This is a genomic window from Streptomyces sp. NPDC005784 (genome assembly GCF_042871525.1).
Classification (GTDB): domain Bacteria; phylum Actinomycetota; class Actinomycetes; order Streptomycetales; family Streptomycetaceae; genus Streptomyces.
Window position 1 is genome coordinate 64611 of record NZ_JBIAIQ010000037.1, and the last position, 23083, is coordinate 87693.

Sequence of the window (23083 nt, forward strand, 5' to 3'; positions counted from 1 at the left end):
GACCGCAACGCGAGGTGAAAACAGACGAGGAGTGGTGACCATCGCCCCGCCGGGTCCAGCGGGGCCCCACCCGTGCCGTCCGGACATGCCCGGTGGAAGATGGATCAGCCGCTCACGACGGCCGAGGGGCGTGATCCGCCACCTCCGGTCCCGCGTAGGTCAAGAATCGCCCGGGCGCAGGCAATGCCGCCGACGCCCGGTGAGAAGCTGTGGCCGAACCGGCGTATTCAAGGCGGAGGGGCATCGGCAGCCGCGCCCTTCCCCGACCGGAGGTAGCTCAAGCGTGACCATCACCAAGGAAGCCCCGCCACCGGTTCACCGGCAGGACGAGGACGACCGCCGGGGCCGGCAGGGCTGGAACTTCAACTCGCCGCTCGCCCTGACCATGCTCCTGCTGCTGGTCATCGCGTCGCAGGGGCCGATCCGCGGGGCGCTGTCCGCACCGGTGATGCAGAGCTGGATGACCGTGTTCGTCGCGGTGGTGGTCCAGGCCCTGCCCTTCCTCGTACTCGGTGTGCTGCTGTCCGCGGTCATCGCGGTCTTCGTCCCGCCGTCGTTCTTCGCCCGCGCGCTGCCGAAGCGGCCGGCGCTCGCGGTGCCGGTCGCCGGGATGGCCGGGGCGATCCTGCCCGGCTGCGAGTGCGCTTCGGTACCGGTCGCCGGGGCGCTGGTGCGACGCGGCGTCGCTCCGGCCGCGGCCCTGGCGTTCCTGTTGTCCGCCCCGGCGATCAACCCGATCGTGCTGACCGCCACCGCCGTCGCCTTCCCCCGGAACCCGGAGATGGTTCTGGCCCGCTTCGTCGCGAGTCTCCTCGTGGCCTGCGTGATGGGCTGGCTGTGGCAGCGCCTCGGCCGTACCGACTGGCTGCGCCCGCCGGCCCGCCCCGCGCACGAGGGCCTCGGCAAGGGGGCTGCGTTCTGGGGGTCGGTGCGGCACGACGTGATGCACGCGGGCGGGTTCCTCGTGCTGGGCGCCATGGCCGCGGCCACGCTCAAGTCGGTCGTACCGGCGAGCTGGCTGCACGCCGCGGCCGGGAATCCGGTGGTGTCGATCCTGGCCCTCGCGATCCTGGCGGTACTCCTGTCGATCTGCTCCGAGGCCGACGCGTTCGTGGTCGCTTCGCTGACCCAGTTCTCGCTCACGGCCCGGCTGGCGTTCCTCGTCGTCGGACCGATGATCGACCTGAAGCTCTTCGCCATGCAGGTCGGCACGTTCGGCCGCGGCTTCGCGGTACGGTTCGCGCCCACCACGTTCGCCCTCGCGATTCTCATGTCCGTACTGATCGGGGCGGTGCTCCTGTGAACCGGCAGGCACAGGCGGCCGTGCTCTTCCTCGTCGGCGCGGCGGTGCTGCACGCGAGCGTGACGGACCTCTATCTGCGTTACGTCAAGGCCGGGTTGCGGCCCCTGCTCCTCGCGGCCGGTGTGGTGCTGATCATCACGGCTCTCGCCACGGTCTGGTACGAGATACGCGAGCACCGGAAGGCTTCCGTCGACCGCCCCGGCGACGAGGGCGACGGCGAGCGGGCGCCCGGGACGGAGAGCCGTCACGGGCACGGACACTCGGACACGGAAATCGGCGCGGGCGCACACGGACACACGGACGATCGCGAGCACACAGCCGGGCACGAGGGCGAGCACGCAGACCCTCATGGGGACGATCACGCCGACGGGCACACTGACGGCCATGGGCACGGACACGGACACGGACACGGACATCGTGAACCGCGTATCTCGTGGCTCCTCGTCCTCCCGCTGCTCGCGCTCATCCTGGTCGCCCCGCCCGCCCTCGGCTCCTACAGCGCGATGCGCACCGGTACGGCGCTGCAGGCGCCCTTCGGCTACACCAAGCTGCCCGCCGGCGACCCGGTAACCCTCGGCCTGGTCGACTACGCGAGCCGGGCGGCGTACGACCACGGCCGCTCCCTCGGCGGCCGACGGGTCAAGATCACGGGCTTCGTCGCACTCGACCACGCAGGTGCGCCCTATCTCGTCCGCATGGCCCTCAACTGCTGTGCCGCCGACGCCCAGCCGGTCAAGATCGGCCTGTCCGGGCGGATTCCCCCCGTCCTGCAGCCCGACACCTGGCTCGAAGTCACCGGCAGCTACACCGGCAAGCGCACGAAGGACCCGGTCAACGGCGGCATCATCCCGTTCCTCGACGTGAGCTCGGCGAGGCCGGTCCCGACGCCGCGCGATCCGTACGACGAGAGCTGGAACAACTGAGCCGAGAGCGGCGGCGCAGGTGCACGGCGACCTGCCCCGATCGGCCCGGCCAGTCGCGGATCGGCCGTTACCCCGAGCGGGCGAGCGCCCGGAGCCGGGCGAGGCCGGGCAGGCGGCCTGAGCCAGGCGAGCGGCCGGAGCCGGGCAGGCCGCCTGAGCCGGGCAAGTGGCCGGAACCAGGCGAGCGGCCGGAACCAGGCGGGCCGCCTGAGCCGGGCAAGTGGCCGGAACCAGGCAAGTGGCCGGAACCAGGCGAGCGGCCGGAACCAGGCAGGCGGCCGGAACCAGGCAAGTGGCCGGAACCAGGCGAGCGGCCGGAACCAGGCAGGCCGCCCGAGCCAGGTACGTGGCCGGAGCCGGACAGGCAGCCCTGCTCGGTCAGGCCGCGGGGTCCGGCAGATAGCTCGCCAGGCCGCGCAGGATGATCTCCAGACCGATGTCGAACCTCTCGTCGGAGGAGTCCGTCACCATCACCCCGGCCAGGGCGCGCAGATGGGGGAAGTCCGCTTCGGGCAGGGACGCGAAGTAGTTCTGCATATCGCCGGCCATCTCACGCCAGTCGGGGCGGGCCAAGGAAGACCCGTCACCGGTGTGCTGGGCCGCTCGGTCCTGCCACATGCCCTCCTCCAGGACGAAGCCGTCGATGTAGGTGGAGATGAGGTCACCGGCCTCCGCCGCGATGCGGTCGGGCAGTCCGGCGGTGCGGAAGACGGCGAGCAACGACTCGACGTGCGGCAGCAGTTCGGCGGTGAAGGGGACGTGCGCCATGGAGATCCTGGCCATGTCGCGATGGGACAGCAGACGCCACCGCCAGGAGCGGGCGTAGTCCCGTACCTGCTCCCGCCACCGCTCCGGGTCGGGTTCGGGCATCGTGAAGCCGTCGAAGAGCCGGGTGTACATCAGCTCCAGAAGGTCGTCCTTGGAGCTGACGTATGCGTAGAGGGCGGAGACCGTGACCCCCAGTTCGGCCGCCACCTGGCGCATCGACAGTCCGTCGAGACCTGACCGGTCCAGCACCGTGAACGCGGCCTCGACGATGCGTTCGCGCGACAGGGGTGCCCGCACGGGGGCGACGCGGGCGCGAACGGGGCGCTCGCGCTCCCAGGGGGACGGCGGAGGTTGTGCGGGGGTGCCGGCGGCCGCGTCGCTCATGAGGACAGTCTAGGCGCCGGGAGAGCAGTGTTCTCTCTCGGAGAGCGGCGTTCACTGAGGCTCAACGCGATATATCTTGTCCGAGCCGCCGAGTTGCGCTATATCTTAATGAACGCCGTTCTCCAACTGAGCACTGTTCTGTTAGGGTGAACGGCGTTCTCCGGCGTCTGGTGCCTTCATCTCCTTCCGTATCTCCCTCCGTGACGGCAAGCCGGGCAGTCACATCCATCCGCCTCACCGCACCCGCGGTTCGTGACCCGGGCGCGGCCTCTTCACGAGGAGTTCCGATGTCCACCACCGGTGTCGCGTCCGCCGAGATGCCCATCGACTCACCAGCGCCCTACCGGTGGCGCTGGGCTGCGCTGTTCGTGATCCTCGCGGCCGAGGTGATGGACCTCCTCGACGCCGTCGTCACGAACATCGCCGGTCCCTCCATGCGGGCCGACCTCGGTGGCGGCGCCTCCACTCTCCAGTGGCTCGCCGCCGCCTACACCCTCTCGATGGCCATCGGGCTCGTCACCGGAGGGCGGCTCGGGGACATCCACGGGCGCCGCACGATGTTCCTGGTCGGAGCCGCCGGCTTCACCCTGGGTTCACTGCTGTGCGCGGTGTCCGTGTCGCCCGGGATGCTGATCGGCGCGCGGGTCGTCCAGGGACTGTTCGGCGCGGTGATGCTGCCGCAGGGCCTCGGCATGATCAAGGAGATGTTCCCGCCGAAGGAGTCGCAGAAGGCCTTCGGCATGTTCGGCCCGGTCATGGGCCTGTCCGCGGTGTGCGGGCCGATCCTGGCGGGCTGGCTCGTGGACGCCGACTACTTCGGCACCGGCTGGCGCATGATCTTCCTGATCAACCTGCCCCTTGGTGCCGCGGCGATCCTCGGTGCCGTGCGCTACTTGCCCAAGGGCCGGTCCGACAGCAAGCCGCGGCTCGACATCCTCGGCATGCTGCTGGTCGCACTGGCCGCGCTGCTCATCATCTTCCCGCTGGTGCAGGGCCGTGAGTACGACTGGCCGGTGTGGACGTTCGTGATGATGGGCGCCTCGGTGATCGTCTTCGTCGTCTTCGCCAGGTACGAGTCGAGCCGCAGCAAGGCCGGCCGGGACCCGCTGGTCGTCCCCAGCCTCTTCCGCAAGCGCGGCTTCAGCGGCGGCATGATCCTCGGGCTGGTCTTCTTCTCGGCCATGCAGGGCTTCATGCTGGTGTTCAACCTCTACACCCAGATCGGCCTCGGCTACGCCCCGCTCAAGGCGGGACTGGTGATGGTGCCCTGGTCGGGCGGCATGATCGTCGGCTTCGGAATCGCTCAGGGGGTCGTCAAGTTCGGGCGGGCCGTCCTTCAGGCGGGCACGCTCGTCATGGCGGTCGGCGTGTTCGGCGTATGGCTGACCCTCGACATGGTGGGCGGCGGCGTCGGCCCCTGGCAGCTCCTGCCGTCGCTGCTCGTCACCGGCATCGGGATGGGCCTGCTCATGGCGCCGTTCTTCGACATCGTGCTCGCCAGCGTGGAGCAGCACGAGACGGGTTCGGCGTCCGGCACGATGACCGCGGTGCAGCAGCTCGGCGGTGCCTTCGGCGTGGCCATCCTCGGCACCGTGTTCTTCGGTCTGCTGGGCGGCGGGATGGCCACGGCCGTCGACCACCGCGCCGACGGCCTGCGGGGACAGCTGACCGCGGCCCACGTCGCACCCGCGGCGCAGGACCGCATCGTGGCCGACCTGCGTACCTGCACCTCGGACCGCGCCGTCGCCAAGGATCCCGCCGCGACCCCGGCTTCCTGCGCACGCTTGGAGAAGGACACCCGGTCGGCCGCGACCTCACCCCAGGCCGGCGCCCGGATACCCGCCGCGCTGCAGGCCACCGCACAGTCGGCCTTCCGGAGCGGTTTCGGCTCCGTCATGCAGACGGTGCTCTGGATCGTCGCCGGCATGCTCGCCCTGACCTTCCTGCTCGCGTTCCTCCTGCCGCGCCACGCGCGCCCCGAGGAATCCGCCGGGCACTGAGCCCCCGGCCGCATCGGTATATCGATATCGGCATCGGCGGGACGACCGGGCACCCCTGGGGGTCGCCCGGCCGTCCCGTTTCGGATGTGGGCCGGCACACGCGGCAACCAGTGCCCCCCGGGCCGGTCCGCGCGGCACACAGCACATACCGTGCGAGCGGGTAGGGACGCGCACGCGACGGTGAAATGCGGGACACCGGTCCATCGAACACGCGGCCCCGCTCACCGCTCACTCCCCACGCGCCTTCACGCAGCCCTACCCGCACGTCCCGGAAGGACGAGCCCCGTGCTCACGTCGTACGCAGCCCACTTCGACACACCCGCCGGGTACCTCGACTTCGCACGGTTCGGTCCGCCGTCGCGGGACGCCGTGGCCGCCACCTCGCGAGCCATGGAAGAGTCCGCCCGCGCCGATCACACCACCGTGGACGGCCTGATGCGCGCGGAAGGGGCCGCACGGGACGCGGCCGCGCGCCTCGCGGGCACCGACAGCCGGCACACCGTGCTGCTCCCGAACGCGTCCACCGGACTGTTCCACGCCGCTCTCGGCATCCGGGATGGTGTGGTCCTCGCTCCGCGCACCGACTTCCCCGCCAACCACTATCCGTGGCGCCGCACCGCCGACCTGGGCCGGGCCACGCCGCGCTGGCTCGATCCGGCGCCCGGCAGCGGAGTCACCCCCGACCTGGTCCGCGCGGCGCTGACCGACGACGTCGTGGCCGTGTCCGTCAGCGCCGTGGACTTCCGCACCGGATTCCGCACCGACCTGGCAGCACTGCGGGAGGCGATCGGGCCGGACCGGCTGCTGATCGTGGACGCCATCCAGGCGTTCGGTGTGGCCGCGATGGCCTGGGACGCGGCCGACGTGGTGGTGGCGGGGGGTCAGAAATGGCTGCGCGCGGGTTGGGCCACCGGCTTCGCGGCGCTGTCCGATCGCGCGCTGGAGTCCCTCGAACCGGTCCTCACCGGCTGGACGGGCGTCGAGGAGGTCGGCATCTTCGACGGGACGGAGCACCCGCCCGCGGCGGACGCGCGACGGTGGTCGATCACCAACCTCAGCCCAGTGACGGCCACCGCGTTCGCGGCCGCGCTGGAGCTCGTCGAACGGCACACCGTCGCCGCGATCGAGGCCGCCATCGCCGCGAGGATCGCCGAACTCACCGAGGTCGTCACAGCGCACGGCGGACGCATCCTCTCCCCCACCGACCCTGTCCGGCGCGCGGGCATCCTTTCCTTCACGATGCCGGACCACGATCCGTCCGTCGTCGCGAAGGCGTTGCACGCCGAGGGCGTCACCCCGACGGTGCGCACCGACTCGCTCAGGTTCTCCCCGCACGCCTCGACCCCGCCGGAGGCATGCGACCGGGTGGCCGCCGCGCTGTCGTCACTGCGGAACTGAACCTGTGGAACTGAGCCAGCGGACCTGAACCAGGACCCGGGAACGCAACGAGACGACTCCAAAGCGGAGCCGTGGTTGCGGAGCCGACGCCCACCCCGGCTGGTGTCCGATCCCACCGCTGCCCGGCCGCGCGCCGGCCACAAACTGCCGGCCTCCGACGAGACGGCGCCGGCCTTCCTCGCCATGTCACCGAAGTTGGGGCGGTCGGTCCCGTCAGCGGAGCACAGCCCGCCGACCTCCGCCCCGCGGCTTTGCCGCTGCCTGGTAATCCGCTCGCACGCTCAACCGGCCTACGGCGAGAATGCCATGGCCAACGATCATTCAGAGGAGCCTTGCCATGAGCAGTCCGCAGCACGCCCACGCCAGCCTGGACGGGCTCGTGATGGGGGACGCCTTCGGTGACAGCTGGTTCACGCGCTCCGATGAGTGCGCCGAGGAACTGTGGGCTGCGCGGACCCTCCGTCCTGTGCCGTGGCCGTGGACGGACGATTCGGCCATGTCGTTCGTCCTCTTCGCCCATCTGACGGCTCATGGGGAGATCCGTCCGGACGACCTGGCACGGGAGTTCGCCGCCGAGTACGACCGCGACCCGGGGCGCAAGTACGGCCCGTCCATGCACGGTGTGCTGCGGCGCATCGGTGAGGGCGAGGACTGGCAGGCCGTCACGACGGGGCAGTTCGGCGGACAGGGTTCCTACGGCAACGGCGCCGCGATGAGAGTTGCCCCGCTGGGGGCCTGGTTCCGGGACGACCTGACGGCTGCACGCGAGCAGGCCCGGCTGTCGGCGCTGACCACCCACGCTCACGCGGAGGCTGTCGCGGGGGCAGTGGCCGTGGCCGTCGCCGCCGCGCTGGCAGCGTCCAGCGAGGGCCAGGACGCGCCGCCGCGCGCCGAGTTCCTACGAGAGGTCGCCTCGCACGTGCCGGAAAGCGACGTCCGTTCCGGGCTGCTGGTGGCCGCGAACTTCTCCGAGCGCACTTCGGTGCGCCACGCGGCGTCCGTGTTGGGCTCGGGGACGCTGATCTCGGCTCCGGACACAGTGCCGTTCGCCCTGTGGTCCGCCGCGGGGCAACCGGACGACCTGTCCGAGGCGCTGTGGCAGACCGTCGCCGGGTGGGGCGACCGCGATACGACCTGCGCAATCGCGGGAGGCGTCGTCGCGAGCCGCACCGGCACAGGTGGCGTCCCGGCCGCCTGGCGGCAGGCCCGCGAAAGCATCCCCGCCTGGAGCCGCTGGGACTCTCGCGCAGCTGTCCGACAGGGACACTGGATCGACGGGCCCGCCAACTCGCCCGCGTCGGGCACGCCCCGTCCCGCCTGAAGAACTGGAAGATCCCGCGAAACTGCCGGCTCAAGGGCAACGGCAACCACCAGCCCACGCTCGGCATCGCCTGACTTCACAACCTCGCCCTCACGGGACAACTCCCGCCCCATACGGGACAACCTCGAGGCCGTGCAGCGGACGTGGATCTCTAAACGTCACGCTCGACTTGTCGTGCCGCTGCGATGAACGAGTCGACCGTGGCCAGGTAGGCGTCGACGGCTCGGCGGAATCTGTCGGCCTCGCGTATGTCGGTCTCGACGGCGACGAGGCCGCCATACGCCTCGCCGGAGGCCGTGTGGACTGCGTTCGCCGCCGCGATCGGCTCGGGATGGCATTCCAGAGAGACGACGGCCAGGGAACGCAGGAACGGGCCGTAGGAGTCGCGCAGTTCATCCCGGAGCACTGTGAGGGATGCCAGACGTGCCTCCTGGTTCTCCTCCTTCAAGTACTTGGGAATCCTGCGGTACAGAATCCCCATTTCATTGGCCTGCTGGATGAAGTCCAAATGTGTCGCTCTGCGTGCCTCGCGCTGCCGGGCGATGTGCGCGGCCTCGGCGGCGGCTTGGGCCTGGACGCGAGCGGCTTGGGCGTTCCCCTTGCTGGTCACCCAGCTGGCGACCACCGCTGTGGCAGCCGTCAGCAAGGCCACCCACAAAGCGCCGTTGTCCATGACGCACAGTGTGCGCGACACCGACCTACTTGCACAGAGTGCGTTGGTTTCAGGATGTACTCGACCGCAAGGCCGGGCAGAAGCAGGCCTCTCCAAGATTGCTTTGCGCCCTCGCCGCCGTCACCGGCCCACAAACCGAGGATTTCCCGGCGGCCCTCCGTGGTGACAGCCAGGGCCACATAGATCGGACGGTTGGCGACCGCACCGTCGCGGATTTCGGTTCTGTCGAGGATCTTGTGATGCGAGGCTCTGGACTCATCGCGCGAGCAGGACACGTATGCGAAGGAGATCAAGACCGGCCCGGCCGGACATCTGGCGCTTCAGAATCTTCAGCCGGTTGATGTTGCCCTCGACTGCGCCGGAACCATGTGGCAGGGACAGGCCGTTGCGGACGGCGTCGAAGTCGCGGCGGAGGTTGCGGGCGAAGGATGCGAGCGGTGCCAGAGTGTCCTGCTCGGCGTCGATGATCCAGCCCTCGAGGCGGGTGCCGTGGCGTCCAGTCATCATCACGGCGAACTTCCTGACGTGACCGGTGAGCCGGTCGAGTTCGGGGTCGCGTTCACGCAGACGGTGCAGCTTCTCGGCGTCCTCATCTCGCAGGTGTCGTCAGCACCCGCGCCCGGTGGTCCTGCGGCGGTCGTCGCATCCTGGCGGGCGACGCCCCCGGCAAGGTGAGCACGACCCCATCGGCCGCGGCATTCCCTCATCGTCAGCGTTCACCGCGCGATCCGCTGGTGTGGGCGAAGCGGCCCCCGGTGGTATTCAATGAGGTGTGCGGTCAGGGATCTCGGTGCCCCGACGCATGGGTCCGAGTACAGCCCCGGCGCTGCGCCGGGGATTGCGAGAGAGCCGCATGGACTCCACACCCTCCCCCTCGTCCTCTTCGCCGTTTGACATGGTCAGCAGTGCCCTCGGGCGCTACATCCCGCGCGGCGGAGCGGCAGCGGCGGCCGGTCCTGCGAACGCGCAGGGCGACCGCGCCACCCGCCGACGCGTACCCGACAACCCGGCAGCCGACCGTCAGGATCAGATTCTCGGCGTGGTCAACCTGGACAGGGATCTGAGAATCACCCGCTGCAATCTGGACGCCCCCGTATTCGCGGGTCTGGACGCCGTGGCCGGGAGTCGTTTCGCCGATCTCCTGCCCGCCGGGGACGTACCGACGGTCACACGGCGGTTGCGGCAGGTCCTGGAGATCGGTGAGGCACACGTCGCCCGGATCCAGCGCCTGCGGCGCGCCGACGGGTCGGAGCTGGTGGTCTCGCTGAGCATCCTGCCCGCCGCAGCGCCTCAGGAGGGCTTGACCGTCTCCGTGATCGCCATGGCCAGGAGGCTGCACCTGTACGCCGCCGAGACCGCGATCGGCACCTCGCTGGACATCGGCGAGACCGCGCAGTCGCTGGCGGAGTCCCTGCTGGCCTGGGGAGACGTGGCCGCCGTCGACCTCGACTTCGCCGTGTGGACGGGCGAGGGAGTCACCGAGCACGCGCAGGGGCGCATCCGGCTACGGCGGGCAGCCCTGGTGCCGGACCGGGCGTGGCCCGAGGGTTACGTGACTCCGGGCGGCGATCTTCCGAGCGACGCGAGTCGCCTACTGGCACAGGCGGTACGGCGGGACGATGCCCCGCAGCCCATCGTCATACCCGACCGGAAGGCGGTCGAGCGGCTGCTCGGCAGTCAGCGAGTGATCCGTGCCCTGGTGCCCGGTGACCGGTCGGCGAGTGTGGCGTGCGTACCGCTGGTCCTGGACAGCGCGCCACCCGTCGTACTGGGCGTGGCGGAGGTCTGGCGGCGGGCGGACCGCCCCTTCCGGGACAGCGAGTTGTTCGACCTGCAGGAACTGGTGGCCAGGACCGCCCATCACGTCGACCTGGCCCGTCAACACCAGCGCGAACACACGCAGGTGCTGGCGTTGCAGCGCCGGCTGCTGCCCCGGACCGGCGGCCACACCATTGAGATCGCCAGCGTCTACCAGCCCGCCACCCCCGACAGCGCGGGCGTCGGCGGCGACTGGGTGAACAGCTTTCCGCTGCCGGACGGCCGCACCGCGCTGGTGGTCGGTGACGTCGTCGGGCACGGCCTGGGAGCCGCGGCAACCATGGGCCAGCTGAGCATGGAGGCCCGCGCGCTGCTGTCCGCGGGGCTGGCACCCGACGAGGTGCTGGAGCACCTGGACGAGACCGTGACGCTGCTGGACGACGCGGAATCCGGGCTGGCGGTCGGCTACAGCGCCCTCGGCTCTACCTGCTGCATCGCCCTCTACGACCCGGTCAGCCACCACGTGGCGCTCTCCAGCGCGGGCCACCTCCCTCCGGTCCTGGTGCTTCCGAACGGGCACGCAGGCCCGCTCGCGGTCCGCCCTCACCCCGGCCTGGGCGCCGAGTTCGCGCTGCGGGAGCCGTTCGACGTACACACGTTCGCCGCGCCCCCGGGCTCCCTGCTCGCCCTCTACACCGACGGCCTGGTGGAGGATCCGGCCCTGCCTATCGACGAGGGCATCAGCAGGCTGGCGGATGCCGTGTCCTCGGTGCACCCCTGGGATGCCCTGCAGCAGGCCGCACGGCACGTCGTCTCCGCGCTGGCGCCCGTGCGCCAGCGCGACGACGTGACCCTGCTGCTCGCACGCATGATCGGCTACCGCAAGGGGGACACCGCGACCTGGCGGCTACCCGCTCGCGACGACGCGCCCGCCCGTGCCCGCGCGCACGTCTCCGCACTGCTGCGGCAATGGCACACCAGGAGCGACACCCAGGACGACGTGCGGCTGCTGGTCAGCGAGCTGGTCACGAACGCGGTGCGCTTTGCCGCCGGTCCCATCACGATACGACTGATCAGGGCCGGTGGTCACGGCCTGCTGTGCGAGGTGGGCGACACCGGCAACGGCAGGCCGCGACTGAGCCGGGGCGGCCTCCTCGACGACGGCGGGCGTGGCCTGCACATCGTGCACCGGCTCACCATCCGGTGGGGGGTGCGGTGGACGGACGCCGGCAAGGTGGTCTGGGCGGAAGTCGCAAGATGACGCGGCTGCGGGGCGGGGCACGGCCGGGCGTACACGAGCGCGGCGAGGGCAGGGGCGGCGTGCGGCGTCAGCCGGCGCCACCGACGGTACGGACGGCGCCCTCAGCGGTACCGGTGGCGTGACCGGTGATGCGGGCGGCCCGTTCGCTGCCACGGGTGGCGCGGGCTCTCACTACAGCCACTCCCCTTCCAGGGCAGTGGCGGTGAGGCCCGGTGCCGCCGCGTACAGGACGGCGCGACTGCCCGACTTCTGTCCGGCGTCGTGCGCCCGCCTCAGGATGTCGAACACAGCGGCGCCCCCGCGGTTGCCGCTCGTGTAGCTGTCCCGGCTGTAGTCCAGCAGCCCGGACGGCCATGCGTCGGGCATCGTCTGCTCCATGTACTCCAGCACCCGGGTCCCGCCGGGGTGCGCGAGCAGAACGTCGGGGTGCCAGGAGTCGGGGTCGTCCTGGTAACGGACGCGCAGCCACTCCCACATCGCGGTGACCGTCTCCTGTACGGCGCGCGGCCCGCGCCGGTCCATCACGAAGTGGGTGCCGTCCGCCCGCGTTTCCAGGCAGTGCAGGTCCTGGGTGTCGGGCACGGTGTGGTGCCAGGCCGCGTCCAGCCGCAGCACCGACTCGCGCCTCGGGCGGCCCGTGACCACCGCGGCGACTGCGGTGTCCGCGAACAGCAACCGGACGATCAGGGACTCGAGGGTGTCGTCCGCGGGCTGGTAGGTCGTGCTCAGCGCCTCCGCGATCACGACCAGGACCACCCGATCGGGGTCCGCGGCCACGAGATCAGCCGCCAGGGCCAGGGAGCGGGTCCCCGCGACACAGGCCCACTGCGTGGCCGGCAGCAGCATCACGTCGTTGCGGAGCGCAAGCTTGTTGGCCAGGGCGATGTCCAGACCGGGCAGCGCCGGGGTGGTGGAGTGACTGGTGATCAGGCAGTCGACGTCTGCGGGGTCCAGCCCGGCGATCTGCAGGGCCCCGCGCGCCGCACGCTCCCCGTAGGACTGCACGGCCTCCCAGGCCGGCGCGGTGCGCTCCTGGACGGTCTGCGGCGCGGGTATCGCCTCGAGGGCGGCGATCACGCGGTCCACGTCCTGCTGGGTGAACCCGTCGCGTGCCAGCGCCTCTTGGGCGGTCCCGATGCCGACAGCCTGCAGGCCGCCGCCGTCGCCGGGCGCTACGGCGGTCTCCAGCGGCAGCATCCACCCGCGGGTCTCGATGCCCGTACTGGCCGCGATGCCGTCGATCCGCGGCGCCCACGGCGCATGCGGGTGCCGGTCGCGCACCTCCGCCACGATCTGGCTGGTCTCCACGGCGTGCTCGCCGTGTATCACGGCAGGAGGGCAGAGGTAAGCGGCCATGATGGGCACCTTTCCAGGGGAAACAAGGAGGAACGTCACGAGGGCTGCGTCATGGGCCGCTTCGGAACTTCGCGCCCATGCCGACGGACTCCACTTCGGGAGTCGCTGTCCAGGTCGAGCATGGACGCAAAAGGGACATTTGCGCTGTGACTAAGGCAACTTGGGTCGTATTGGGGGGCGTGATACGGCACACACCGCTGAAACAGAGGGGCCCTCAGGACGGCTCCACCGGCCTTACCTGACCCGCCGTCAGTCGGGGGGTTGCCTGGTCCGGGCGCGCACTGCCGGCGGGCTGGTGTCGGCGCCCGCCGTGACGGTCCCACGGAGGCGGCCCCGTCGGAGGCCACCCGGCTGATGACGCGACACGGCATCGAACGACTCCCGGTGGTCGACGAAAAGGACCGGCTCGTCAACACCGTCACCCGCCGCGTGCTGCCTGACGGAGAACCAGGCCGGATTGGACAGGCTGTTCCGGAGAACCTGCTGCCGTCGCGTCGGCCGCGAATCGCCCCGCGCCGCGTCAAGTTGCCCGATCTCCCGCTACGAGTCACCGCCGGACCAGGCCCAGGTCCTCGGCACAGCCCGCATCAGCGACGTGACCATCACCGTGGACCAGAGTCAACCGGCCCCGGTGGGTCGACGTGACCGGACGCTGCAGTTGATGGGGACCGACCCGGCACGTTCCTGGCGCGCCTGCGAGATCCCCCGGGGTTCGGCTTGGACGAGGCACGCGGACTGCGTGCCGAACTCGGCCGGTGGGTCCACGAGGGCATCCTCCGCAGGATCGCCCGCGGCGTCCACGGGCTTGACGACGAGTGAAAACGTCCGGCTGCCGGCACGACCCCTCTCCGGGGCGTTGACAACCGTGAACTCGCCTTGACCAAGCGGCCTTGGAAGTACCCCGACGAGTTGCGTGAGCGAGCCGTTCGCGAGGTGAGGACATCAGGCCGCCCCGTCTCGCACGCCGTCCAGGACCTGGGCATCCACAAGAAGGCCCTGGGCAATGGGTCCGCCAGGCCGAGGCCGACCAGGGCGAGCGGCCCGATCCGCTGACCCTGCAGAGAGTCAACTGCTCCGAGGCCACCGCAGTGGCCTCGCCGACCCTTAAAGCGCGGCCCCGCTCCCGGCGGCCGTCATGCCAGCTCCAGGACGAGCTTGCCGACGTTCTCGCCGCGGAAGAGCATCTGCAGCGCCTCGGGGAAGTCGTCCACGCTCCCTCTCACGACGTGTTCCTTGACCTTGATGCGGCCGTCGGCGATCCAGGCGGAGATGTCTTGCGCCGCCTGCGGGTAGCGCTTGGCATAGTCGAAGACGACGAATCCCTCCATCCGGGCGCGGCGCACCAGCAGTGTCAGGTAGTTCGAGGGGCCCTTGACCGGGGTGGCGTTGTTGTACTGACTGATCGCACCGCAGACCACGACGCGCGCGTGCATCGCCAGCCGGGTCAGGGCAGCGTCGAGGATGTCGCCGCCCACGTTGTCGAAGTAGACGTCGATGCCGTCGGGGGCGTGCCGGCGCAGCGCCTTCCTGACGTCGTCGGCGCGGTAGTCGATCGCCGCGTCGAATCCCAGTTCGTCGGTGAGCAACGCAGACTTCTCCGGCCCACCGGCGATGCCCACCACCCGGCAGCCCTTGGCCTTCGCGATCTGACCCGCGATGGTGCCGACCGCGCCGGCCGCCCCCGACACCACGACGGTCTCGCCGTCTTTCAACGCCCCGACGTCCAGCAGGCCGAAGTAGGCGGTCATACCGGGCATGCCCAGTGCGCCCAGATACGTCGAGGGCGGGGCGAGGGTGGTGTCGATCTTCAGGGCGCCCTTGCCGTCGGAGACCACGTACTCCTGGACGCCGAACATTCCGACCGCGTGATCACCCGGCTGGAAGTCGGGGTGGTTGGAGGCGGTGACCTCGATGACCGATCCGGCGCGCATCACCTCACCGATGCCCACCGGCGGCAGGTAGGAAGGACGGTCGTCCAGCCAGCCCCGCATCGCCGGGTCCAGGGAGATGACGCGTGTGCGACCCGCGAACCGGCCCGGGCCCGGTTCCTCGACGGGTCCCGCGCAGCGCTCCCAGTCATCGGGTTGGACCTCGCCCACGGGGCGGGCTGACAGACGGATCTGGCGGTTGGTCGCGGACATCGCGCCTCCTGTCGTTGCGGCTCCCCTTGACCATACCGACCAGTAGGTACGCCGGTGACCGTGACATGCGCCACAGGCCGCCGCGCCCGGCGGGCACCTATGGTTCGCGGGCCGTCGAGCCGTCGACCGACAGCGCCGGCCGGATGTCACGTCGAGCCCAAAACGTGACGCCCCACAGACTGTCCAGCATACCAACCAGTCGGTATCGTGCGCCGCCACGCCTCCCCCCAGCCCTCCACGGAACCGAGCCGAGCCGGAAGGCCACGCGATGACATATCCCCATGACCAGCGGTACCCGCAGCAGGAATGGCCGCAGCCGCGGACCGAGCCGTACGACCGTGCCCCTGGGTACGAGTCGTACGGGCGGGATCCGGGGCAGGAGCCCTCCCCGTCCGGATACGACGACGCCGCGTACGACTGGTACGGGCAAGCCGCCCGGCAGGAACCGTGCGCGCACGAGACGCATCGGCACAGCGCCGACCTGGCAGCCCTTCGCTCGGCCTACCGCGTGCTCCGCCGGGTCTCCTCGATCACCGCACTCGGCTCCTTCGTGGTGTACGTGCTGCTGTCCTGCTACGCACCGGAGCTGATGGGGGCCAGGATCACCGGAGAGCTGAGTCTGGGAATAGCCCTGGGGATCCTTCAGCTCGTCGTCACCTTCGCGGCGGTCTTCTCGTACGAGCGCAGCGCACAACGCTCGGTGGACCCGTTGGCCCGCGTCGTCAGGGAGCGGGCGGCCGACCGGCCCGCGGGGGTGGCGAGATGACCGACTTCGACTCCGGGTCGCAGGCCACCGTCCTCGTCCTCTTCACCGCCCTGGTCACCGTCACGCTGCTGATGTGCGTGATGACGGGACCGGACCGCGACGACCTGACGAACTTCTACACCGGCTACCTTTCGCTCACCCCGTTCAAGAACGGCCTGGCCATCGCGGGCGACTACATCTCCGCGGCCACGGTGCTGAGTACCAGCGGCATCATCGCGCTCGCCGGATACGACGGCTACGTCCTCACGGTCAGCACCGGCTTGTCCCTGGTGCTGCTGATGTTCCTGCTGGCCGAACCTCTGCGCAACGCCGGCAGGTTCACCATGGGCGACGTCCTGGCCCGCACCATGCCCGGGCGGGCCGTGCGCATCGCTTCCTGCGTCGTGACGCTTTCGGCGACCCTGCCCTTTCTGGTCGTCCAGCTGTCCGGGGCCGGGTCGCTGCTCACCTTCATCCTGAACATCCCGCACGGGGCGGGCGCCAGGACGGCATGCATCGTCATCGTCGGCAGCCTGATGATCATCTACGCGGCGCTCGGCGGCATGCGGGGAACCGCGCTCCTTCAGATGATCAAGATCGTCATCCTGCTCGGCACCAGCGTCGTCGTCGCCGCCCTGGTCCTGCACCGCTTCGGCTGGAACCCCGGAGACCTGCTCAGGGCCGCCCAGCACGGCAGCGGCACGGGCCCCGCCTTCCTTCAGCAGGGCCTTCAGTTGGGCACCTCGGCCGGCGACCGGCTGGACTTCGTCGGTCTCCAGATCACCGTGGTCCTCGGCGTGGCCTGCCTGCCCCACATCACCATGCGTCTGTACTCCGCGCAGGACGTACCTGCCGTGCGTCGCTCCATGTCGTGGGCCGTCGGCACGGTCACCACCTTCTGCCTGCTCGTGATCATCTTGGGTACGGGCGCGGCAGCCCTGGTGGGATCGCGGTCCATCACTGCGGTCGACCCGCACGGCAGGACGGCGGTGCTCATGCTGTCGCAGGTGCTCGGCGGGGCTCCCGCCTCCGCGGGTGCGACGATTCTCTATTCGGCCGTGGCGGGAACGGTGTTCATCACTCTGCTGTCCTCGGTCGCGGGGATGACGCTGGCCGCGGCCTCGTCGCTCGCCCACGACCTGTTCGCCCATGCGGCGCGACGGGGACAGGCGGAGCCGCGTACGGAGATGACAGTGGCGGCGTGGACGAGCGTGGCCGTGGGAACCGTGGCCATCGGGCTCGCCACCCTGGTCCAAAAATGGGATGTCGGCGTGCTGACCACTCTGGCCGTCTGCATCGGGGCATCCGCGGTGGCTCCCGCGCTGACCTACTCCCTGTTCTGGAGAGGATTCACGCGCACCGGCCTGCTCGCCACCCTCTATGGCGGCGCGGCCTGCGCGCTGGTGCTGATGGTCTTCTCCAAGGCCGTCTCGGGCACTCCGTCCGCCGTCTTCCCGAACGCCGACTTCCACTGGTTCCCCATGCAGTCCACCGGACTGGTCTCCATCCCGTTCGGATACCTGGCGGGCTGGCTGGGCAGCCGTCTGGACCACCGGCGCCGCACCGCTGACAGCCGGGAGAGCCGGCTGCTGTACGAGGAGAGCGAGGAACGTCTGCTCGCCGCAGCCGAATGACCGAGCTGGCGGGGGCGGACCGAGCAGGCTGCCCCGCCCCCGCCGCCGCAGTCCGCCCTTGGGCCCAAGCCCCCGCACGGGCCCCAGGGCAGCCAGATGCCGACACGCGCGCCGCTATGTAAGGCGGCGACCGAAATGGCCTGCGACGGTCAGGTGAGCATGCCGACCAGCGGTTGCTCGGTCCACACCGTTTTGCCTTCGCGGGTGTAGCGGGTGCCCCAGCGTTCGGTCATGTGGGCCACCAGGAACAGACCGCGCCCGCCCTCGTCGGTGGTACGGGCGCGGCGCAGGTGTGGTGAGGTGTGGCTGGTGTCGCTGACCTCGCACACCAGAGACCGTTCACGGATCAGCCGCAGGGTCGCAGGGCCGCTGGCGTAACGGTAGACATTGGTGATCAGTTCGCTGGCGATCAACTCGGTGGTGAACGCCAAGTGCTCCAGCCCCCATTCCGTCAGCTTGGCCGAGGTCAACGCCCGGGCCCGGGCGGCGCTGGCAGGCTCCAGCGGCAGACTCCACGAGGCGACATCGTCCGGTGGCAGGACGTGGGTGCGGGCGATCAGCAGAGCGACGTCGTCGATGGGGCGCGACGGCACGAGCGAGTCGACCACCGCTTGGCATGTCCGTTCCAGTGCGTCCGCAGGGCGGGAGAGCGCCGCACACAGTTTGGTCAGGCCGACGTCGGCATCGATGTGGCGTTCGCCGATGACTCCGTTGGTGTACAGGCACAGCAGGCTTCCCTCGGCCAGCTCGATCTCCCGGGCCTCGAACGGCAGCCCGCCCAGGCCGAGCGGCGGGCCGGCGGGCAGGTCGAGCGGTGCCGCCTGTCCGTCCGGAGCCGTCACCACCGGCGGCGGGTGGCCGGCACGGGCCACGGAGCAGCGCCGGGATACCGGGTCGTATACGGCATAAAGGCAGGTGGCGCCGACTACCTGCTCGCCCACGGGCCGTTCGCCGGCCCCCTCCTGTTCGGCCGCCAGCAGGGTGACCAGGTCGTCCAGGCGGGAGAGGACCTCGTCCGGTTCCAGGTCTAGGCTGGCGAGCGTATGTACGGCAGTACGCAGCCGGCCCATGGTGGCGGCAGCATGGATGCCGCGTCCCACCACGTCGCCGACGACGAGGGCGACCCGGGCCCCGGACAGCGGAATGACGTCGAACCAGTCGCCGCCCAGACCCGGTGCCGCGCTGGCCGGCAGGTAGCGCAGGGCCACCTCGACGGCCGACTGGTCCGGAACCGCCCGGGGCAGAAGGCTGCTCTGCAAGGTGAACGCGGTCTGCTGCTGCTGGGTGAAGCGCCGGGCGTTGTCGACGGCAACGGCGGCGCGCGAGGCGAGTTCCTGAGCGAGGGTGAGATCGTCCGCCTCGAAGGGATCGGGGCGGAGCGAACGCCACAGGGTCATCACACCCAGCACCAGGCCACGCGCGGCAAGAGGTACCACGATCAGCGAGTGGACGCCCAGGTCCGGAGCGTGGACCCCCTGGTGGCCTTTCATTGAGAACCAGTCGGGCGAAAGAACCGGTTCCAGGACGGGCCGCCCTTCGGCCAGGCATCTGGCCTGGGGTGTGTCGGGCCCGAACTCCACCGGCTCACCCTCGGGGTGGGACGGGCCGGGTTGCTGGGCGCCGACGCTGCAGGCACCCACTCGTACCACAGGCCCTGCCATGGCCTGCGCCAGTTCCTCACCGCGCGTCACCGGCTGAAACAGGTCCACTGACGCATGGTCGGCGAGGTGAGGCACCATCACCTCGGCGAGTTCACGAGCGGTCTCTGCCACGTCGAGGGTGGTTCCGATACGGCTGCCGGCCTGGTCGAGGAGCGCGAGCCGACGCTGGGCCCGATGGCGTTCGGTGATGTCCTCGATCATCTCGGCCACACCCAGGATGCGGCCGGAGGGGTCCTCCAACCGGAAGGACGAGACCATCGCGACCCGCTCCTGTGCCGGGTCCCGCTCCAGGCGAACGAACTGCTCCGAGTAGACCAACGGTCTTCCGGTCTCCATCACCTGGCGCACACGGTCCACGGCCTTGCGTGCGTCATCGGCTACGAGGAAACAGCCCGTGGGCAGCCCCCGGAAGTCCGCTGCCGGGACGCCGGTGACGCGTTCGATGGCCCGGTTGACCCGGAGAAGAGTCAGGTCGGGCCCGTGGACAACCAGGCCGACCGGGCTCCGGCGGTACAACCCGTCGAGAACCGCGCGGTCTCTTTGCCACTCCAGGAGGTCAGCCGCGAGTGCCCCGGCAAGAATCCACTCACGGACCCGGTCATGGCGTGAGAGCACATGGGCCCTGAGCCCCATCTCGACGAGTCGCCCGTCGCGGTGCCGCACCTTGAGCACGCCCAACCAGCCGCCGGCTCTCCTGCAGTTTGCCACGGCCTCCGTGACAGTCGGCAGATCACGAGGATCGACAAGGACCTCGAATGCCGGACGCCCGATCACGGCCGCGTCCAGATGGCCGAGCAGTTCCTGGGCCCGCCGGTTCCATCCGACCACGACTCCCCGGTCGTCGAGCACCGCCAGGGCGGCGAGGCGCGGGGCGAACGGATCGTCGTAGCTTGCGCTGAGCTCCGTCATCCGCATCTCCACCGCCGGCTGACCCGCTGATACACCTAAGCCTAGTGAACCCGGTGGAGCCGCGCGCGCGCCGACCGCAGCCGGCGCGGGTGATCCCGGCAGGCCCGCCGGTCCGCTGTCAGCGGCCCGCGGACACCCAGCCTGGTGTGGCTCCTGCGCGTCCGCTGGACAGCGAGCCTCCTCCACGGCCGGCGGCCCGGTCCGGCGCCGCCGTGCCCGGCGGACGTCGGATCGTCCACGTACCGGCAGGCACGCACGGCTCCGGGCTCCCGTGACAGGGCGAGGGTGGTCCCCAGGCGTCGGGGCATCGACGCGGACCGCCCCCGCCGGCTCACTTCGCCGCCGGGCCGAACTCCTTGCGGGTGTCGACCGGCTCACCGAACAGCTGCCACCGCTCGCCCTTGAACCGCATCAGCTGCATCGTCTCCAGCGGGAAGGCGTCACCGTGGCCGGTGGACATGGTGACCCCGGGCAGCAGCATGCCCACCTTCACGTCCTTCAGGCTGCGCACCGCGTCCCGCAGTCCTTCCCTGGTCGGGCACTTCATCGCGTCCAGGGCCTGGTGCAGGCTGGAGGCGACGGCCCAGCCGTAGGCGTTGAACTGGTTGGCCGGGTCGGCGTCGGGTGCGTACTTGTGGAGCGCGTCCTTGTACGCCTTCATCTCGGGGTCGGCGGCCCACTGCGGGTCGGCGGGGTCCTTGAAATAGGTGGCCGAGACCACGCCTTGGACGTTCTTGAACCCGACCGGCTTGAGCACGGCGGCGGACGAGGCCACGTTGTTCACGATGTGCAGCGGGTTCCACTTGGTGTTCTTGGCGTCGGCGGCGAGGGCCTGGCTGCCGAACTTGGGGGTGGTGACATCCAGCAGCACGTCCGCCTTGGAGCGTGCGAGGCTCGCCATCTGTGCCGACACGGAGGGGTCCGTGACCTCGTAGCTCTCCTCGGCGACCACCTTGACGCCGCTGCCGGCGACGGCCTTCTTGAACCCGCCGAGCAGGTCCTTGCCGAAGTCGTCGTTCTGGTAGAGGACCGCGACCTTGGCCCTGGGCCTCGCGTCCTTGAGGTACTTGGCGTACACGCGTGCCTCGGCCACGTAGTTGGGCTGCCAGCCGATGGTCCAGGGGTGCTGGTCGCCCGTGCCCCAGGCGGAGGCGCCCGTCGCGACGAAGGGCTGCGGCACCTTCTGCTTGTTGAGGTAGTCCCACACGGCTGCCGTGGACGGGGTGCCCAGGGTCTGGAACACCGCGAAGACCTTTTCCTGCTCGACGAGTCTGCGGGCCTCCTCGACCGCCTTGGGCGGCTGGTAGCCGTCGTCGCGGACGACGAACTCGACCTTGCGGCCGTCTATGCCACCCGTGTCGTTGACGTGACTGAAGTAGGCGGCCACGCCCTTGCTGATCGTGCCGTACGCGGAGGCAGGTCCCGACAGCGGGTAGATCCCACCCAGCTTGATGGTCTTGTCGGTGATGCCGGTGGTCTGCTGGCCCTTGCACGCGCCACCGGCGGTGGTGTCCTGGGCGTCCTGACCTCGCTGGCTGCTGCAGGCGGTCGCGGTGAGCAGTGCGGCGGTCGCGGCCGCGGCCGCCCGCAGAGCGGTCGTCTTGCGCATGTGGTTCATTCCTTTTCCGTGCGGGGCGGTGCGCCCACGGGTTCGGCGTCGACAACTGCGGGGTCCGCAGGAGTGTGGGTCTCGGAGGGTCCGGACAGGGCCTGGGACTCCGGCTCCGCATCGGGCGCGGATTCGGCCTCCGGCATCCGGTCGGGGGCAGCGGTGGTGCGAGGCGGGCGACGGGCGACTGCGCCCAGGACACGGCCCGGCAGACCGGCCAGTCCCGTCGGGGCCACGAACATCACCGTGATGATCAGCAGGCCGAACACCACTCCCGGCGCCGCCTCGCTGACGTCCTGGGACACGCTCGGCACGTACATCACGAACGCCGCCCCCAACAGGGGTCCGTACAGCGAGCCGAGACCCCCGACCACCAGGCCGGCCAGCAGTGTGATGGACAGAACGAAGCTGAAGGAGTCGGGCGAGACGAAGCCGATCACCCAGGTGTACAGACACCCGGCGACACCCGCGAACATCGCGCTCCACGCGAAGGCGAGGGTCTTGTGCAGCGACAGCCGCACACCCATGACCTCGGCGGCGCTCTCGTTGTCCCGCACGGCCAGCAGTGCCCGGCCGACCCGGGACCGCAGCAGGTTGCGGGCGAGCAGCAGGGCCACCGCGGTGACGGCGAGGACGACGAAGTACGTCCACTGGTCCTCGGCCAGCCCGCTCCACGCCGGTGGCTGCAGTTTGTTCACGGTCAGCCCCATGGAGCCGCCCGTCACCGGTTCGAGCCGCTTGAGCAGGGGCGGCAGAAACACCGCGAACGAGAGGGTGACCAGGGCCAGGTACAGCCCGCGCAGGCGCAGCGCGGGCACGCCGAACCCGAGGCCCAGCAGAAAGCATCCGGCGGCCGCGGCCGGCAGTGTGGCCAGGTGGCCGGTGTCGTACCGGTCGAGCATGACCGCCGCCGTGTAGGCGCCCGCCGCGAAGAACGCGCCGTGCCCGAGCGAGATCTGCCCGCCGAAGCCGGTCAGCAGGTTCAGGCCGGACAGCGCCACGGCGTACACGAGCACCATGGTCAGCTGGAAGACCTGGAAGGGGGCGAAGTAGAACGGTGCGCCGACGGCGACCGCCGCCGCGACGATGACGGTGAGCGTGGGCCGCAGCCACCGGACCCGGCCGGTGCCGAGTGACGCTGTGATGGTGCTCATTAGAGGACCATCCCTTCTGCAGCCCTCACGAGTAGGGTTGTGACCTCTCGGTCCCGGTGGGTGCATGGCCTGTAGTGCGTGCCGT

At 70.5% G+C, this 23083-nt stretch carries 16 protein-coding genes and 3 pseudogenes; 10 read left to right on the forward strand and 9 right to left on the reverse strand.

All coding sequences use genetic code 11. The features are described from left to right. Positions 1–283: 283 nt before the first annotated feature. Both ACFYR3_RS36825 and ACFYR3_RS36830 read left to right on the forward strand, forming a co-directional pair. Positions 284–1303, forward strand: a complete 1020-nt coding sequence (locus ACFYR3_RS36825; protein WP_355839234.1) for a permease — start codon at positions 284–286, stop codon at positions 1301–1303. Beyond that, a complete protein-coding gene (locus tag ACFYR3_RS36830; protein WP_389286336.1) occupies positions 1300–2226 on the forward strand; it encodes a TIGR03943 family putative permease subunit in 927 nt (308 codons plus the stop codon). Before ACFYR3_RS36825 ends, ACFYR3_RS36830 begins: the two co-directional genes overlap by 4 nt. Positions 2227–2604: 378 nt before the next feature. Here ACFYR3_RS36830 and ACFYR3_RS36835 read toward each other — a convergent pair whose 3' ends face one another. Next, entirely contained in the window at positions 2605–3378 is a 774-nt protein-coding gene (locus ACFYR3_RS36835; protein ID WP_355839230.1) for a TetR/AcrR family transcriptional regulator, read from the reverse strand. A gap of 287 nt (positions 3379–3665) precedes the next feature. Between ACFYR3_RS36835 and ACFYR3_RS36840 the strand changes: the two genes are divergently transcribed. The 4 genes and pseudogenes from ACFYR3_RS36840 to ACFYR3_RS36855 form a co-directional block, all read left to right on the forward strand. Then, positions 3666–5378, forward strand: a complete 1713-nt coding sequence (locus ACFYR3_RS36840) for an MFS transporter (RefSeq protein ID WP_356782218.1) — start codon at positions 3666–3668, stop codon at positions 5376–5378. A gap of 285 nt (positions 5379–5663) precedes the next feature. Next, a complete protein-coding gene (locus ACFYR3_RS36845; RefSeq protein WP_389286338.1) occupies positions 5664–6776 on the forward strand; it encodes an aminotransferase class V-fold PLP-dependent enzyme in 1113 nt (370 codons plus the stop codon). 337 nt (positions 6777–7113) lie between these two features. Beyond that, entirely contained in the window at positions 7114–8097 is a 984-nt protein-coding gene (locus tag ACFYR3_RS36850) for an ADP-ribosylglycohydrolase family protein (protein ID WP_355839224.1), read from the forward strand. After that, positions 8067–8171: pseudogene (locus tag ACFYR3_RS36855) on the forward strand (IS5/IS1182 family transposase); the annotation flags it as partial. The gene ACFYR3_RS36850 and the pseudogene ACFYR3_RS36855, both read left to right, overlap by 31 nt. Before the next feature lie 77 nt (positions 8172–8248). Here ACFYR3_RS36855 and ACFYR3_RS36860 read toward each other — a convergent pair. The 3 genes and pseudogenes from ACFYR3_RS36860 to ACFYR3_RS36870 form a co-directional block, all read right to left on the reverse strand. Then, a complete protein-coding gene (locus tag ACFYR3_RS36860; RefSeq protein WP_355839222.1) occupies positions 8249–8770 on the reverse strand; it encodes a hypothetical protein in 522 nt (173 codons plus the stop codon). A gap of 80 nt (positions 8771–8850) precedes the next feature. Then, positions 8851–8988: pseudogene (locus tag ACFYR3_RS36865) on the reverse strand (transposase); the annotation flags it as partial. 37 nt (positions 8989–9025) lie between these two features. Beyond that, the gene (locus ACFYR3_RS36870) at positions 9026–9370 is read right to left on the reverse strand and encodes a transposase (RefSeq protein WP_389286355.1); all 345 of its coding nucleotides are present in this window, start codon (positions 9368–9370) and stop codon (positions 9026–9028) included. Between the two features lie 253 nt (positions 9371–9623). On the opposite strand from ACFYR3_RS36870, the gene ACFYR3_RS36875 reads away from it, so the two are divergent. Next, positions 9624–11789 (forward strand): SpoIIE family protein phosphatase, encoded by a 2166-nt coding sequence (locus ACFYR3_RS36875; protein ID WP_389286341.1) that lies wholly within the window; start codon positions 9624–9626, stop codon positions 11787–11789. Between the two features lie 171 nt (positions 11790–11960). Here ACFYR3_RS36875 and ACFYR3_RS36880 read toward each other — a convergent pair whose 3' ends face one another. Further along, positions 11961–13145, reverse strand: a complete 1185-nt coding sequence (locus tag ACFYR3_RS36880; RefSeq protein WP_355839218.1) for a type III polyketide synthase — start codon at positions 13143–13145, stop codon at positions 11961–11963. Between the two features lie 396 nt (positions 13146–13541). On the opposite strand from ACFYR3_RS36880, the pseudogene ACFYR3_RS36885 reads away from it, so the two are divergent. Then, positions 13542–13961, forward strand: a pseudogene (locus ACFYR3_RS36885) (IS4 family transposase); the annotation flags it as partial. 317 nt (positions 13962–14278) lie between these two features. On the opposite strand, the gene ACFYR3_RS36890 reads toward ACFYR3_RS36885, so the two are convergent. Then, on the reverse strand, positions 14279–15286 hold the full coding sequence (locus ACFYR3_RS36890) for an NADP-dependent oxidoreductase (RefSeq protein ID WP_389286343.1): 1008 nt from the start codon (positions 15284–15286) through the stop codon (positions 14279–14281). Between the two features lie 268 nt (positions 15287–15554). On the opposite strand from ACFYR3_RS36890, the gene ACFYR3_RS36895 reads away from it, so the two are divergent. Together ACFYR3_RS36895 and ACFYR3_RS36900 are read left to right on the forward strand one after the other, a co-directional pair. Further along, positions 15555–16052: a DUF485 domain-containing protein gene (locus ACFYR3_RS36895; RefSeq protein WP_355839214.1), complete on the forward strand. Its 498-nt coding sequence runs from the start codon at positions 15555–15557 to the stop codon at positions 16050–16052. Then, positions 16049–17665, forward strand: coding sequence for a cation acetate symporter (locus tag ACFYR3_RS36900; protein ID WP_355839213.1), 1617 nt, complete (start codon positions 16049–16051; stop codon positions 17663–17665). The genes ACFYR3_RS36895 and ACFYR3_RS36900 overlap by 4 nt, the downstream gene beginning before the upstream one ends. 149 nt (positions 17666–17814) lie before the next feature. Here ACFYR3_RS36900 and ACFYR3_RS36905 read toward each other — a convergent pair whose 3' ends face one another. From ACFYR3_RS36905 to ACFYR3_RS36915, 3 genes are all read right to left on the reverse strand, one after another. Further along, positions 17815–20235: a SpoIIE family protein phosphatase gene (locus ACFYR3_RS36905; protein WP_355839325.1), complete on the reverse strand. Its 2421-nt coding sequence runs from the start codon at positions 20233–20235 to the stop codon at positions 17815–17817. 331 nt (positions 20236–20566) lie between these two features. Then, a complete protein-coding gene (locus ACFYR3_RS36910; RefSeq protein WP_355839211.1) occupies positions 20567–21844 on the reverse strand; it encodes an ABC transporter substrate-binding protein in 1278 nt (425 codons plus the stop codon). Between the two features lie 5 nt (positions 21845–21849). Then, positions 21850–22998 (reverse strand): branched-chain amino acid ABC transporter permease, encoded by a 1149-nt coding sequence (locus tag ACFYR3_RS36915; protein ID WP_389286346.1) that lies wholly within the window; start codon positions 22996–22998, stop codon positions 21850–21852. Positions 22999–23083: the final 85 nt, after the last annotated feature.